Origin of the sequence: Sphingobium sp. WTD-1, assembly GCF_030128825.1 — a bacterium.
GTDB lineage: Bacteria > Pseudomonadota > Alphaproteobacteria > Sphingomonadales > Sphingomonadaceae > Sphingobium.
Genome location: NZ_CP119128.1, coordinates 161,673 through 176,202, shown reverse-complemented (window position 1 = coordinate 176,202; position 14,530 = coordinate 161,673). Strand labels below are relative to the sequence as shown.

Genomic DNA, 14,530 nt, shown 5'->3' with positions numbered 1-14,530 from the left:
CCAGCTCTGACAAGCCTGTTCGATAGCCAGACTAGCGGCTGCGATCCTTCGGTGGTGGGGTGGGAGCAGGCCCACTGCCAAGGTCGGCGTCCAGCGCGCTCCCGCTCCTGATACGCTCCGCCACAAGCTGGCGCGTCGATTCACCGATGGATGTGACCATCCTCGCGCTCTCCCCGCGCTCGCGAGCGGTCTGCATGGCGGCGTCAACGATGCCTTGCGCTGCCGCCAGTCGGGTATCGGCCAGATTTCCTTCGGCCGAGTTTTTCAGGAATGTGGCGGCAAGGCGTTCTTGTCCTGGCGCATGACCGGGGGGCAGGATCGGGCGCTCCAGCGCACGGACGGCCCGCTGAAGCTGCACAGACTGCTGTCCATTGATCTGGACCCCAAGAGCCGCCCCAATCTCTCGCACGCGCTCCAGCGGCGTCTGCTCGGCTGAAATGACCGCATCGACCTGGCGGACACCAAGATAGGTCAGAAGGTGCGACTGATAGACCGGACCTTTGGCGTGCCGGACGTAGGCAAGTTCGGTGCGCGCGGCGACGATCTTTTCAGGCGCCGCGTCCTGTCCGGCCAGCGCGCGCAAGCGTTCGTCTGCTTGCTGTCGGGCAGCAGGAAGATACCGCTCAAGCTCCTCACGGACCTTATTCAGAGTCATGCGATACCGCTGTCCCGCTGGCGGCGCTCGCTGGGGCAGCAACGCGATACCGTGGGCACCGATACGCGCTTCTGGCGCGGCCTCCCGCTGAACGGCAGCCGCCGCAAGAACCGATGTCATGGGGCGGTGATCGCCGGTCAGAAAGCCATGACGCGAGGCGTCCATCCACAGCGTCTTGTCGATTGATGCGATACGAATGGGGTGGCCAGCCTCCCGCGCGATCTGGACCGCATGGTGGCGCATCGTGCGCCCATTGCCTTCGCGGAATGGATGAATGGCATTGAGTTCGTTGATGTGATTGCCAAGGCTGTCGAAAAACTCGTCGCGGGCAAGACCACGGAATCCATTCCTCGCGGCCATGTCTGCAAACAGCTTATCCAGCTCGCGGGCGATGTAGGGCGGCGCGGCAAAGCTGGAACCGCCTTTGGCGATGCTGACGGTGCGGTCCTCGCCTGCCCAGTCATACAGGTCTTGGAACAGGTGCTGGTGAAGGGCACGGTATCCTTCTGCCGTACCAGGAAAGACAAGACGCGCGGCGTGTGCGCCGCGCGCGAGCGTCAACCGGCGCTCTGCTTCGTTGAGCAAGGCATCGTCGGTAATCCCAAGCCGGTTCCGCAGGATGTCGGTGTCAGGATAGGTATAGGGGTCGTCGGCCACCGTCAGCCTGCAACAGAGTGCGTTCCCGGCGTGTAGAGGCCGAGAATGATCGAGGCCATCAGCGAGGGCGGAACGCCCTCGTCGAGCATTATGGCGAACATGGCATCATCCTCATCGGTTGGGGCCATGTTCTCGATAACCAGATTGGCGCGTGCGTCGGCGATGTCTTCCCGCCAGAACGCAATCTGCTCAGGCGTGCCACGCTCGAAGTCCATGCGCCGAACATGCTCGCGAAATACCTCAAGATCGATCTGCGCCATCCCCGCTCATCCTTCCCCGATAACGTTACTCTTCTTGTCGTGATTCCTCAACAAATCACTTGGCTTAACGGTTGCGCAGCCGGAAGATTTTAACCATCTCCCGGCAGCGCAACAAAAGGCATAAGTTTCAGTATTCATTAGATAACATAATCGTCAGCACGCGCTTGGTGCGTTGCTCATCCCAAGGTGCATCGCTGCCAAAAGCCAGATTTGGCTCATAATAGTCGATCTTCCAGAAAACCGTCATCGCAATCGCCTCATCGGCCTCGGGCCGATCTTGGGTCCAGACGCCCGATCCAAGACGGAAAATCGCCCCGAAATCATGCTCACCATAAGGGTCATTGTTGTCGTCGAATTTCGAGAACCCCGCTATCAACGCCAATGCGGCGGAACGGTCATCGGCGGGGAGGGCCTGAAAGCCGAGGGTGGCACTGGCAAGGCAGGTAACGCCAGGCATCGCACGCGCCGCATCGTTCAATCGGCGGATAGTCTCGGTCTGGTCGGGGGTCTGCATGTCGCTTTCCTTTCATCTGGCATGGGCTGCAAGGCCGTGGGGCCGGGCAACCCTGCCGTTCCGGCGAGGAACGGGATGGGGAGGGAGAGCGAGAATCTGTCGCTGGCGCGGGCGAGCCGCCCTAGCGCGGCCGATACCGTCAGGATGTCGGGTGCCGCGCTTGGCGGATTACACGGGCGACCGATTGTCGTTCGGGAACGGAAGGGCAGCGCCCTTGGTGTTCCCTCTTGTCGCAGCGGCGCGCCAAGGCGAGACCGGCGATGAAAACGCCGCACAGCACCGCTGTGCGTCTGCTGAGCAAGGGGTTTACGGGTCGATCACTCCTGACCGGCGATTTCCCGTTCGGCCTGCTCGTTAGCGCGGGCACGCCGCAGGGTGCGGGTATTGCGAGGATTTTCCGACGCGCGCAGCGAACGCGCCCATCGTTCCGCATGCTTGCGATGCGCGAACTCGCCGTAAAGCATCATTTCGGAGTGCCCCCAATACAGCGCATTGGGCCGATCGTGCTCTCGCTCCGTGCGACGGATGACAATGTGCGTGCCACGATTGCTGTCATCCACCCAATAAAGATCGGAGATCAGCTTCATTTTGCGAGCGAGAGCTTGGACGGCCAACTGCGTGCGTTGGTCGATAGGCGCACCGTTTTCCATTTCATTCACGAACTTGCGGCTCACCCCCAACTCGTTCGCCAGTCCCTGTTGGGACAATCCTGTGCCTTTGCGCAGGGCCTTCAATTCATCTGGTTTCATAATTTTCCTCTCTTATGTGCCCATAATTGTAACCCATGGTTACACATAAGTCAAGGTAAAAGTAACCTATGGTTACTCGTTCACGCGTTTTATGGGGTGTGCCATGTGGCACACTTCTTCACGCGGGGATCGTGACCCAAATGGGACGAGACGCCGGTACGGTGGCTCGGTCGGCGCCAGCAGCGCCGATAGAGCCGTGCCCGGCAGGGTCGCGCCCGAAACCTTGATTGTGAAGCGTCAGCCCTCGGCAATGATCCAAGTGCCATCGGTCCAAACAAAATGCCGCTCGATGAGTGCGCGACACCATGTATCGAGCGGTGCTAGCAGGGATGCGCCCCCGATCTCGCGCGCGGCAGGATCACGCAGCATCACGACTGGCAAGCTAGGAAGACAAGGGCCAATATGCCCACACGCAGGAAACTTGCCTCCGAACTCTTCTTTGATCCGCTTGCGCCTTGTAACCTTCGCTAGAGCCAGGTAACGCTCCGCTGGCAGCACCCAGATGCAATCTACCCCTGCGGAAGCATACCGATCCTGCCGTCGCAGATAGTCGCGCAAATGCTGGTAGGAATGCTGGATTTCTATGGCCAATCGTCGCGTTCCGTGGTGGACGAGAATATCGGCTTTCCAGGGGCGAGCGCCATTCTCCATGACCTCTTCGGCGCACTCCATGCCGAGTTGGCGCATTGCATCGACAATCAGGGCCTTGGCTTGACGGTGCCAGATCGTCTCCGGTGCCGTCGCACATTCATCGCTGTGGTGAGCATAGAACTGTAGCCCGGTAAGGCTGGTTTTCGGCACGGCTGTTGACCCACAGCACGCCATCGTAAACCCGAGCGCCGTACCGCTGCCTTTCCAGCTCTCCCAGACGGTAGAGGGGACATCCATTGCAATGATCGGGCTTCCCTGGGCGTCAAGCGCGAACGATCCCATCTCACATCCTTCGGCAATTGCGCACCGACATCATCGGTCCCGTTACACCCGCAGCGGTATCTCGCTCAGTTCCACCAGCTGGTCCCATCGGTTCACGCCGTCGAGCTTCAGTTGCTCCTCGATCGCAGCCTTGACGGTTTCGGGGAAAAGCGAAGGGCCAACGATGATGCGGTCGATCAGCCTGTCCCATGAAAATTGCGGGAGGAACATCACCTCATCAGCTTCCATCCCATGGTGGAACTGTACCTCGTTGCAAGGGAGAGGGCTGCCGTGCCCGTGCAGCGGGAGCACGTGAACAAGCTGCGGGATACCTCCGATCGATTTGACCTCGCGCTTTACCGGGCCGTTGGGGGGCAGTTCGTCGGCGCGCGCCAATATGCGCCATTCCCGCTCCTCTCGGAACCCGCGATGCTTGATCGACAGCAGCGCGTAATGGAGCGCGCCAGACACGACATGGGCGACCATCCATGGATCAACCGCCGCAATCGCTTCAGGGTCGGCCCTCAAGCCCGCAATTAGGTCAGCAAGTTCAGCAGCGACGCTTGCATCATCCCCATAGTGCACGGGGGAGGCCGAGACATTGAGGTGAACCGAAGGGTCAAAAATAACCTCGGGATTGAACACCAGTGCCACGCTGGCGCGCGCGCCGCCATACGCCCGCCACATCGAAAGCTGCCCAAGCCAATCATCCGCATCATGCTCGCAAAGCGACGTCATGTAGGTCAGATCGCGGGCGCTATGGGCTTCCTGGTAGTATCGGCCGCGGATCGTGTTGGAAATTCCGTCATGCACCGCATCCAAAGCACCGAAAAAGTCGCGGCCGAGTGGTGCCTCTATGGCCAGCAACCGATCGAGGATACCGCGCCCATGCTCGATTTCCGAATGGTCGTTCATGACTGCGGCGTTGCGCAGCCACAGCGAGCGACCGGACAAAATATTCAGCGCGTTTTCCGCTGTGGTGTAATGCGCGAATTTTCGCCCGCTCGCCCTCAGCTCTGCGGTTCGGCGATCGTTATTCTGGTACAAGATGGCCAGCAGCTTGCGCAGTGGCTCTGGGACATCGGGATCTTCCGGCATTTACCAATCGCTCCAAGGGGTATCCTTGGGTGTATGCGGCGGTTTGGAAGTCGAAAAGGCACTTTGAAACGCGACGCAGTCGCCCCAGCGCCGCGCGGCCTTGGTCGCGCGGCGCCGAGCGGTTCCGCCAGGAACGGCGAGCGCGCCCGTCCTGCCGTGGCAGGGCGGGCGCGCCGGGGGCGACGGGCCACCACGCACCGCATCGCGGAATGGGAAGAAAGGGGGCTGGTTCCCACCAGCCCCCAATCCGTCAGGCGTCTTCGTTTTCGGTCATATCCTCTTCGTCCATCATGGCGCTGTCCGGATCCATGCCGGTATCGGCCTGATCGAACGCCCCGATCTTCATGGGAGCGGGAAGCCACCCAGCGGGCAGGCGCTCCGCGACGTTGACGGCAAGGTCCGCCTTCTTCTTGATCGTGGCGCAGTTCTCCGCGCTGGGTGCGCCCACTTCCTCGCGCAGCACATCGATCAGAGCGGCACGGCGCATCTTGTCGAACAGGGCGATGGGGGCCTTCCACCGCGCCGCGATGTCCACGCTGCTGGCGCGGGCGATCTGCTCGAACTGGTGATGCCGCTGACCGGGAGAGCCACCTGAAAACACGGTGCCGTCCACCGTCATCGCAACAAGGCCCGCCAGCAGCGCCATCTTGTCGTCGCCCGACATGGCCCGGATCGCCTCGAAGCGGCCCTGTTCAGGGATAGCAGCAAAGCGAGTCGCCATGACTTCCTCGACGGCCTGCACATCGCTGGTTGCCATCAATTCGTCGGCCACATCGGTGGGGACCATCTTGGCCTGCACTTCTGCCGCCATCTGATAGCTGTGTGCGCCATGCAGCAACTGGCCTGCGAGGCTGTCGAGCATGATGTCGAGCGCCAGCGCCGGGTCTGCGGCAACCGCTTCCTGAACGATCCGGGTCTTGATGCGCGACAGGTCCGCGAACAGGGCATTGCTGTAGAGGGGCGCGGGACCGTCATGGCTGCTCTTGGGCTTGGGTTCGGCCTTGGCCCGGTAGATGCTCTTGCCCAGCGTCCCATCCCGCGAAATCCACAGCGCCACACCGCCAACGGCGATCTGCTCGGGCGTGAAGACCCGCTGGCTTTCCATGATCGCGTCCTGCTCGTCCACCAGCGGTTCGATCCGTTCGCTGTCCTCGCCTTCATCGTCGGCAATGGCCTCGATCTCGGCGGCGAGGGCGGCAAGGCGCTCGCTTTCAGCCTCGGTCGGTTCGCGGGTAGCGGGATACATGCTTCCCTTCATGTAGAGGTTGTGAGGGTAGGCGATCCCAGCGCACACCTCATACCACCCGATGCTGCGATATTCCGCAGCGATGCTTTCCAGCTTTTCCTCTGCCAGTTCCTCCACCAGTTCGGGAGTGTCGGCAAAACCTTCATCGCCTTGGCTGAACAGGTCCACGGTGATCGTGCCGCCCTTGGCCTCATAGGCTTCCCGCCCGACGAACAGGAACAGGCCGCTGGTCGTCTCGACCTTCTCGGTCGTGAGCATCCGGCGAATGGTGTGGGCATGGCCGTTTGCCGCCTTGCAGACCTTCACCTGAAAATCATGATCGTCGGTAAGGGTGAGCGCGCGCGCTGCTTCGAGCGACAATTGATCCTTGGCGATCAGGTCGATCAGCGCCGGGGCCAGCGCGGAAAGGCGTAGCATCTTATACACGAAGCTGACGGCCTGACCGAAGCGGGCAGCGATTTCCTCGGCGTCCATGCCGGTTTCGCGCAGGGCCGCAAAAGCACGGATGCTGTCTGCCGGGTGCATGTCCTCGCGCTGGAAGTTCTCTGCCAGCGACAGTTCGATGGCTTCTTCCTTGGTGCGGACCTCGACGGGGATCAGGTCGCTGTTCCTGACCTTCTTGCGCTTCACCAGTTCCTTTAAGGCCCGATAGCGACGCCCGCCTGCAAAGACCCAGAACAGGCCGTCTTCCTCATAGGCGACAAGGTTCTGCAACAGGCCGTGCGCGTGAATATCGTCGGCCATGGAGTCGATAGCGGAAGGCTTGATGCGGCGCTGGTTGAGCGGGGAAAGACGAAGCTGCGACAGCTTGGGGGTGATGATAGCCATGATGAAAGCTCCTGATTTCGTGATGTCGGGAATGGGGGGAGGTCAGCCTTCGAGGGCTGCGAGTTCGTCAAATTCGGCAGAGGCGCGCGTGGCGGCATCGCCTGCGTAGGTCGCGCCGGTTCGGGGGTAGAAGAACACCCGTTCGCCCTTGCGATAGGGGGTGCCGTCCTGACTGGTCCCGTCCACCTTGGCCCGCTTCCAGTAGGGATCGCCCTTGTACCGTGTGTAAGCCATTGTCCTTGTCTCCTTTCCTCGGGCTGAAAGCCGCTTGCTCTGCGGCATGCGGCTCTGCCCCTCCGGCGAGGAGCGGGATGGGGAGGGAGAGGGAAAATCGATGGCCTGGCGCGGGCAGGCCGCCCTAGCGCGGCCGACGCCCTGCAAGGGGCGGCGGGTGCCGCGCTTGGCGGACCACACGGGGCTGTCGATTTTGCTTCGGGAACGAAAGGGCAGCAGCCCTTGGTGTTCCCCCCAAGAACATGAAGAACGGGAACGGGCCTCCGGGGGAGGGCCGGGGACGTCCTGCGAACGCCACAACGCGCACCAGCGCGGCAACAGGGGGTGTGCCACATGGCACACCCCCCTTACGCGAGGATCGTCACCCGAATGGGCCGAGACGCCGGCACGGTGGCTTGGTCGGCGCCAGCAGCGCCGATAGAGCCGTGCCCGGCAGGGTCGCGCCCAGCCTCGCTTCTATCCCCATCAGGCGGCCAAGCTCAGGCGACACGCAGGCAAGCAGTAAAGGATACAGATGCTTGGAACCGGCACGCAGACCTTATAGACTGACGCCATGGCCAGAGAACGATCCGAAGAACAACGACGACACGATCTGGAAGCAGAGCATCATCATTGGCAGATGCAGGAAGCCGAACGTCTGGAAGCAGAGCAAAGGGAAGAGGAAAAAGCCTCGGCCATCGAGACGATGGAAAACTGGTTTCACGAGAATTTCGAAGATCCCCAGAACCAGATGCCTTGGGACAATGAGGATCAGAAATATATCTATCCCTATGGCGGCCCGTATGAGCCTCAAGACATCCTCCACGATACGTTCAAGACTGAGTTCGATGCGACCTGGATCGCAGAAGCGGCCGAGCGCATCACCGACGCCGGCACGTTCGAATGGGCACCGTCGAGCAACAGCGAATACTACGAACATCCCGATCCGGAAGACGAAGACGAGACGCTTGAAACCGGATCACCACAGGCCGTTGCGCTGACGAAAGACATTCTTGAGCGGCTTGAGCAACTCGAAAGCGCGGTTGCCGCGCTCCCGACCAGCCCAGCCAACCTGGGCCACAACCACCCCCTGACGGCATCGGCCTCCCGCCCTATACTGACGAGGACGCCGGTGAAATCACCACAACGATTGCAGAGACGCGCACGGCGCTGGAAGCGCCGACGCCCGATCCTGTCGAAGTGGCACGCTTGTCGACACGATTTGAGGCGCTGCGCGCGAAAATCGGCCCTTGGCTTGCCAAGAAAGGCGATCTCGCCGTCGACAAGCTCATTGAACATTCCATCCCGGCGCTGACCTGGGGGACGGTGCTGCACTTGTTCGGTGATTTGTCGGGTATGCTCAAGAAGCTGGCACAGATACTGCTCGGCGGCTGATCGCGCTGCGATCGGCCGCCCGCGAATTTTCAGCTCCAGATAGCTTCCTGATCCCATCCCGGCAGGAAGCCGCCTTGCGCGGCGCTGGCAAACGGCATGACGGGGAAGGCAAGCCAGTGGTCCTTCATCCGGCTGCTCCAGGTGGTGCCCGGATTGATCCGCTTGATGAGATGGCTGGCCACCGCCGCGGTGCCATAGACGCGACTTCGCTGCACGAAGTCGGCGCCGATATGGACGACCTGAGCCGCCTCCCATTGCCGGGGAACCTTGGGCTGGTTGACGATGCCAGCGTTCCAGAGGCGGGCATGGTGGGCGCAGATGTTGCGCACGAACGCGAGCGACCTGACCCAGCTTACCAGCGTATCGGGGAGCAAGCCGTATCGCTTGGCGATCGCAGCGCGATCATTGGGGTGCGCCATTTCCAGCAGCCAGGAGAGCGTTCCGAAGTCCCATGCCTCTACCGCCATCCAGATAGGTATCGGGGAACTGTAGGTGGCCAGAAACTCTACGACCCAATCCTCTTTGGAACGGGTGATCGATTGATCCGCCTTCGCCAGCCAGCTCGTATGCCGCGTGCTGCCCTGCATGGGCTGATTGGCACGCTGCGCATCAAGATGGGCCGGATCACGGTGCGCCCATGGGTTACGCTTGCCCAGCGCATGCGCGAGATCCACGCGCAGCGCGACTTCGATCCTTTCCAGCGCGTCGAGGAAAAGGAGCCGCAACTGCTTGTCGAACAGATAGAGGTCGACCGCATGGCGGAACTCCGCGCCGGCTTCAAACTGCTCGATGCGCAAAGTCTTATGGGGCTTGTTCGGATCGGGTACGCGCTGCTGGAACGGCTGCCAATAGAGGGTGAGGCGGCCATAGCCGATACGCTGGAGATGTTCGGTTGCCTTGGGGGCATCGGTGACGACCAGGCCGCGTTGCATGAGAAGCGCGAGCTGGTCGGCAAAACTGAGGTGAGGCTTGGTGTAGGGCGGCAACATGGCCCAGATATGAAGAAGGCCGCCCCTTGATGCCAGAGGCAACAGCGGGGACGGCCATGTTGAGATCGATATACGCCGCGAAAGCTAACATTTCAAGAACAAGTTGAAATGGCTTCAAGCCCTAAAAAGCCCTGCAAACGCTATATAGCGCCGCTCGCCCGCTTGCGGGAGGGCGGCGAGCAATTTCCTCGCCCTGATCCCCTATGCGTACCGTCCGGGCGATCCCGGCCCCTGATGGGACCGGGCTGCCCAAGACGGTCAGGCTGCCTCCTCCAGCGTGGCTGCCTGCTCTGCGCCCATATGGCTCAACAGCCAGTCTGCTGCGTCCTGTGCATGGCGCGCGGCAGTGAAGATGCACCGCTTGTCATTGCGCAGCGCTGCAAGCCAGCTCGACAGGTAAGCGGCATGATCTTCGCGGTCATGCAATTTGATGCCGATCGCCCCGCTGACGAAAGCGGCCCCCAATTCAGCGACAAGTTCCTCCCGCGCATAATCTTCGCGCTTCGTGGAAAGGAGGGTTTGACGGGCAAGCCGGTCCTGATGGCCGCTGGCGTGGCATAGTTCGTGGGCAAGGGTCGAATAATAATCGTCGCTGGTATGGAAGTCGGCAAAATGCGGCATGACGACATGATCGCCGCTTGGCTGGTAATAGGGCTGCGCACCATGATGGCGCACCGTGACGGGCACCCGGCCAAAGAGCGCGTCAAGCTCGGCGTCCCGGTCATCGGGATTGGTGGCGGTGATGATCGGCGCGGGGGCAGGATATTGCGCCTCGATGCCGTCGATCTGCTCGGCGTTAAACACCGTGTAGCGCTTCAGGAACGCAACCTGCCGCTTGCCCTCACCACCCGCTTCGCCGCCCTGTTCTCCACCTTTGCCATCGCCCACGACGATCTTGTTGGCATAGACAACGGTCGATCCCTTCTCGCCTTTGCGAACACAGCCGCCCAGCGCCAGCGCCTGCTTGAAGGTCAGCCAATGCGGCGAGGCATAGCCCTTTGTCATGGAAGCCACCCAAAGGGTCAGGATATTGATGCCGCGATACGGAACGCCAGTCGAACGCAGCGGGATGTTGGGCGCGGTGGTCCCGTTCCATGATTTAGACCAAGGCCGGGTGCCTGCCTCGATCATGGCGATCATCTGGTCGGTGATGTCCTGATAGACGTCGGCCCGGTTGTCAGTGATGCGTCCCATTGTTTCGTCCTTTCCTCTTGAGGCTGAAAGCCGCTTGCTCTGCGGCATGCGGCTCTGCCCTTCCGGCGAGGAACGGGATGGGGAGGGAGGGCGAGAATCTTGCGCCTGGCGCGGGCGAGCCGCCTTAGCGCGGTCGATGCCGTCACAGGCATCGGGCACTGTGCTTGGCGGATTACACGGGGGGCACGATTGTCGTTCGGGAACGAAAGGGCAGTAGCCCTTGGTGTTCCCCCGGCGCTGGCGGGCCTCCGGGGGAGGACTGTGGCGCAAAGAATAGACTATGCGAAAGTGCAGTAATGAAGAGGAGCAGGCATCCAACGCCAACCATCATGGGTTCTTATCAATCGATGGGCGGTGCCCCGTCATCCGGCGATAGAAGCGCGAAAAATAGGAGCTGTCCGAGAAGCCCAGCTGATCCGCCACCTGAACGATACTTGCATTCGTAAAGCCCAGCAAACGGCGCGCCTCCAGCAATAGCCTTTGATGTATCAATTCGGTTGGTGTGCAATCGAGTTTGCGGCGGCAAATTCTTGTGAGTGTCTTGGTGGTGATATTGAGTTGCTGCGCATACCAAGCGACTGCGTGATGCTCGCGCAGATGGATTTCTATCAGGCGTCGGAACGCGACTAAGCGCTCTTCATCAGCGCTGTCATCCTTCAATGGTGCCGGTAGCGATCGAACCAGCGCTTCTGCGAGCGCCATGAACAACGGATCCGGTGCCCGCCAGTCAGACTGGCAGGCAAGCATTTCGTTGCACAACCAGGAGACTCTCGCGATATTCCCATCGGGAATTGCTCCGCAGGCCCCTTGCGTAAGCAAACGCAGCAGGGGATCGTTGCTACCCACCGCCCGAGATGTAAAGCCTGCCGAGAGTGTCAGCACATGCCCGGCGGTCTCTGGCGTAAATCGGAACCCATGGACGCTGCCGATCGGCACAATCATGTAGCAGGGGGCAGCCAAGTCGTTGATATGATCGTCACAGCGAAATTGAACCTGTCCGCTAGACAACAGCAAAGCTTGGACACTGCGCAGATGCCGATGGGGAGAAATTTCCCAATCATAGAGCGCGCTACGAGTAGCGATCGTCTCAATATGGGCGAATTCCGGCACATTGTCGCTCAGCATTTCGCCGTAGAGCACAAAGCTGGGTATCGCGGAGTTCTGCATCATCCTGTCCTAAAAGTACCAGCGATATGACCTCGCCGTCTCTTCTCGAACAGGTGGAGAATTGTCAATTCTAAGGGGAAAGCGAACACGCCGGAGGAGAGCGTGCCGCGGTGGAGACATTCTCATGAAAACTCAGATTGCGATCATCGGCGCTGGCCCTGCGGGCCTGCTCCTCGCCCATCTTCTCAAAGCCGAAGGTATCGACTGCGTGGTTATCGAACGCCAGTCCGGACCTTACGTGTTATCGCGCATCCGTGCTGGCGTTCTGGAACAGGTCACTGTTGGGCTTATGGAGCGCCTGGGCCTGGACGCGCGCATGAAAGCGGAGGGCCTTCCACATGACGGGTTCAATCTTGCCGATGGCGAGCGCCTAATCCGCATCGACATCAAGGCCCTGACGGGCAAGCAGGTCATGGTCTATGGGCAGACCGAACTGACGCGCGACCTCATGGAAGCCGCCGGACCGCGCGGGCTGGAAGTGATCTATGAGGCTGCCGACGTCGCCCTGCACGATATCGAAGGCGATGCGCCCTTCGTTACCTATACCAAGGATGGCGCCGATCATCAGGTAGATGCGCGCTTTATCATTGGCTGCGACGGATTCCATGGCCCGTCCAGACAGGCAATTCCTGCCTCAATCGCACGGTCATTCGAGCGGGTTTATCCCTTTGGATGGCTCGGCATCCTGGCCGATGTGCCGCCGTGCAATCACGAACTGATCTATGCCAACCACGATCGCGGGTTCGCCCTTGCGTCCCAGCGCAGCAACGTGCGCAGCCGCTACTATATCGACGTTCCGGTGACCGAGAAGGTCGAGGACTGGAGCGATGATCGGATTTGGGACGAACTAAGTGTGCGCCTTGGCCCGGAAGCCGCAGCGCATATCACGCGCGGCCCATCGATCGAGAAGTCGATCGCCCCGCTACGCTCCTTCGTGTTCGAACCGATGCGCTATGGCAGCCTGCTACTTTGTGGCGATTCCGCGCATATCGTGCCGCCAACCGGTGCCAAGGGCCTCAACCTGGCCGCCAGCGACGTCCATTACGCCGCTGAAGCCCTGACGGCGTTTTTCAAGAACAACGACGGGGACGCGATTGCGGCATATTCGGAAAAGGCGCTTGCTCGTGTGTGGAAGGCCGAGCGTTTCAGCTGGTCACTGACCAAGCTGATGCATCGTTTCCCCGACGATGGCGACTTCGAACGTCGCATTCAGGTTGCCGAGCTGGACTATATCGCATCGAGCGAATCCGCGCAGCGCTCGATTGCCGAGAACTATGTCGGGCTTCCTGTCTGAGGCCCCTTGAATAACGATGCCGTCGATCAGGCCTGCAGTTGGTACTATCTGATCGACGGTTCGCCAATCGTGCGGAATGGAATGGCAGCGTCTATTCCAAAAGCTGCCACAGCCCCGACGTCTCGGGAGATTTAACGGGCAATCGCATCATGCGGGTCAATGACGAACTTTACCGCAGCACCGCGATCAAAAGTTTCATATCCCGTCGGGGCCTCTTCGAGACCGATAACCTGCGCGTTCACGATGTCAGCGATTGGTAGCCGATCGTACAGGATCGCATTCATGAGCTGCCGATTATAACGGATCACCGGGGTTTGGCCGGTATGCAGGCTCTGGGACTTCGCCCAGCCCAACCCAAGCCGCAGGCTGAGATTCCCCGTCTTCGCGCTCTCTTCGACCGCGCCAGGATCCTCGGTTACGTAAAGACCGGGAATACCAATGGAGCCGGCGGCGCGGGTAATTTCCATCATCTGATTGAGGACCGCAGCGGGCTGTTCCTTTCCGCTATGCCCCACGGCCTCGAAGCCTACAGCGTCGATCGCTGAATCAACCTCGGGTGCCCCGGTGACATTGGCGACCAATTCACCAAGACGGTCGTGCGAACCCAGATCAATCGGTTCGAAGCCGACCTTGCGGGCGTGCTCAAGCCGGTCCTTGTTATAGTCACCGATCATGACAACAGCGGCACCAAGGATCCTCGCTGACGCCGCTGCGGCAAGACCAACGGGGCCGGCGCCAGCAACATAAACCGTCGAGCCGACACCGACACCTGCCTTCACCGCACCATGGAAGCCGGTGGGCAGGATGTCCGTCAGCATTGTGAGGTCACGAATCTTAGCGCGCGCACGATCGCGGTCAGGAAACTTCAGGAGGTTGAAGTCGGCATAGGGGATCATGACATAACGGGCCTGCCCGCCAATCCATCCCCCCATGTCGACATAACCATAAGCGCCGCCCGCCCGGCCATCGTTCACGGTCAGGCAAACACCCGTGTCGCCGTTGCGGCATGTGCGACAGCGGCCGCAGGCCACATTGAAGGGGACGGAAACGATGTCGCCGACATCGAGCATTTCGACATCGGCCCCCTTTTCAATCACCTCACCGGTGATTTCATGGCCCAAAACCAGACCTTCGGGGGCAGTGGTGCGGCCCCGGACCATATGTTGATCAGATCCGCAGATATTCGTGGCCAGGATCTTGAGAATGACGGCATGTTCGATCTTCCGCCCGCGCGGATCCTCGAACTTCGGGTCGTCGATGTCACGGACCTCAACCTTGCCGGGCCCGACATACACCACTCCGCGATTGCCGCTCATACACTCTCTCCTTGTTTTGATCGATCAAGACCCAAATCATATT

Annotated in this window: 14 protein-coding genes; 2 read left to right on the top strand and 12 right to left on the bottom strand. The window is 60.8% G+C overall.

The genetic code is table 11. The features are described from left to right. Positions 1-31: 31 nt before the first annotated feature. The 8 genes from N6H05_RS26045 to N6H05_RS26010 all read right to left on the bottom strand — a co-directional run bounded on the left by N6H05_RS26045 (position 32) and on the right by N6H05_RS26010 (position 7,153). A complete protein-coding gene (locus N6H05_RS26045; RefSeq protein ID WP_284114465.1) occupies positions 32-1,312 on the bottom strand; it encodes a Fic/DOC family protein in 1,281 nt (426 codons plus the stop codon). Between the two features lie 2 nt (positions 1,313-1,314). After that, a complete protein-coding gene (locus N6H05_RS26040) occupies positions 1,315-1,572 on the bottom strand; it encodes a hypothetical protein (protein WP_284114463.1) in 258 nt (85 codons plus the stop codon). Positions 1,573-1,699: 127 nt separating this feature from the next. Then, positions 1,700-2,086 carry a DUF3768 domain-containing protein gene (locus N6H05_RS26035; protein WP_284114462.1) on the bottom strand — a complete coding sequence of 129 codons (387 nt, stop codon included), beginning with the start codon at positions 2,084-2,086 and terminating at the stop codon, positions 1,700-1,702. A gap of 317 nt (positions 2,087-2,403) precedes the next feature. After that, entirely contained in the window at positions 2,404-2,835 is a 432-nt protein-coding gene (locus N6H05_RS26030) for a helix-turn-helix domain-containing protein (protein ID WP_284114461.1), read from the bottom strand. A 237-nt stretch (positions 2,836-3,072) separates the two neighbouring features. Continuing rightward, a complete protein-coding gene (locus N6H05_RS26025) occupies positions 3,073-3,768 on the bottom strand; it encodes a competence protein CoiA (RefSeq protein ID WP_284114460.1) in 696 nt (231 codons plus the stop codon). A 42-nt stretch (positions 3,769-3,810) separates the two neighbouring features. Beyond that, positions 3,811-4,845 (bottom strand): DUF2971 domain-containing protein, encoded by a 1,035-nt coding sequence (locus N6H05_RS26020; protein WP_284114458.1) that lies wholly within the window; start codon positions 4,843-4,845, stop codon positions 3,811-3,813. A 250-nt stretch (positions 4,846-5,095) separates the two neighbouring features. Continuing rightward, complete coding sequence (locus N6H05_RS26015; protein ID WP_284114457.1) at positions 5,096-6,919, bottom strand: ParB/RepB/Spo0J family partition protein; 1,824 nt, start codon at positions 6,917-6,919, stop codon at positions 5,096-5,098. A gap of 42 nt (positions 6,920-6,961) precedes the next feature. Further along, positions 6,962-7,153 (bottom strand): hypothetical protein, encoded by a 192-nt coding sequence (locus N6H05_RS26010; RefSeq protein WP_224550959.1) that lies wholly within the window; start codon positions 7,151-7,153, stop codon positions 6,962-6,964. A gap of 553 nt (positions 7,154-7,706) precedes the next feature. On the opposite strand from N6H05_RS26010, the gene N6H05_RS26005 reads away from it, so the two are divergent. Continuing rightward, positions 7,707-8,447, top strand: a complete 741-nt coding sequence (locus N6H05_RS26005) for a hypothetical protein (RefSeq protein ID WP_284114456.1) — start codon at positions 7,707-7,709, stop codon at positions 8,445-8,447. Between the two features lie 109 nt (positions 8,448-8,556). On the opposite strand, the gene N6H05_RS26000 is transcribed toward N6H05_RS26005, so the two are convergent. The 3 genes from N6H05_RS26000 to N6H05_RS25990 form a co-directional block, all read right to left on the bottom strand. After that, positions 8,557-9,516 carry an Abi family protein gene (locus N6H05_RS26000; protein ID WP_284114455.1) on the bottom strand — a complete coding sequence of 320 codons (960 nt, stop codon included), beginning with the start codon at positions 9,514-9,516 and terminating at the stop codon, positions 8,557-8,559. A 258-nt stretch (positions 9,517-9,774) separates the two neighbouring features. Then, positions 9,775-10,710: an ArdC family protein gene (locus tag N6H05_RS25995; RefSeq protein WP_284114454.1), complete on the bottom strand. Its 936-nt coding sequence runs from the start codon at positions 10,708-10,710 to the stop codon at positions 9,775-9,777. Between the two features lie 327 nt (positions 10,711-11,037). Continuing rightward, a complete protein-coding gene (locus tag N6H05_RS25990) occupies positions 11,038-11,880 on the bottom strand; it encodes a helix-turn-helix domain-containing protein (RefSeq protein WP_284114453.1) in 843 nt (280 codons plus the stop codon). 121 nt (positions 11,881-12,001) lie between these two features. Between N6H05_RS25990 and pobA the strand changes: the two genes are divergently transcribed. Then, complete coding sequence (gene pobA / locus N6H05_RS25985; RefSeq protein ID WP_284114452.1) at positions 12,002-13,171, top strand: 4-hydroxybenzoate 3-monooxygenase; 1,170 nt, start codon at positions 12,002-12,004, stop codon at positions 13,169-13,171. Between the two features lie 131 nt (positions 13,172-13,302). On the opposite strand, the gene fdhA is transcribed toward pobA, so the two are convergent. After that, positions 13,303-14,487: a formaldehyde dehydrogenase, glutathione-independent gene (fdhA, locus tag N6H05_RS25980; RefSeq protein WP_284114451.1), complete on the bottom strand. Its 1,185-nt coding sequence runs from the start codon at positions 14,485-14,487 to the stop codon at positions 13,303-13,305. Between the last annotated feature and the right edge of the window lie 43 nt (positions 14,488-14,530).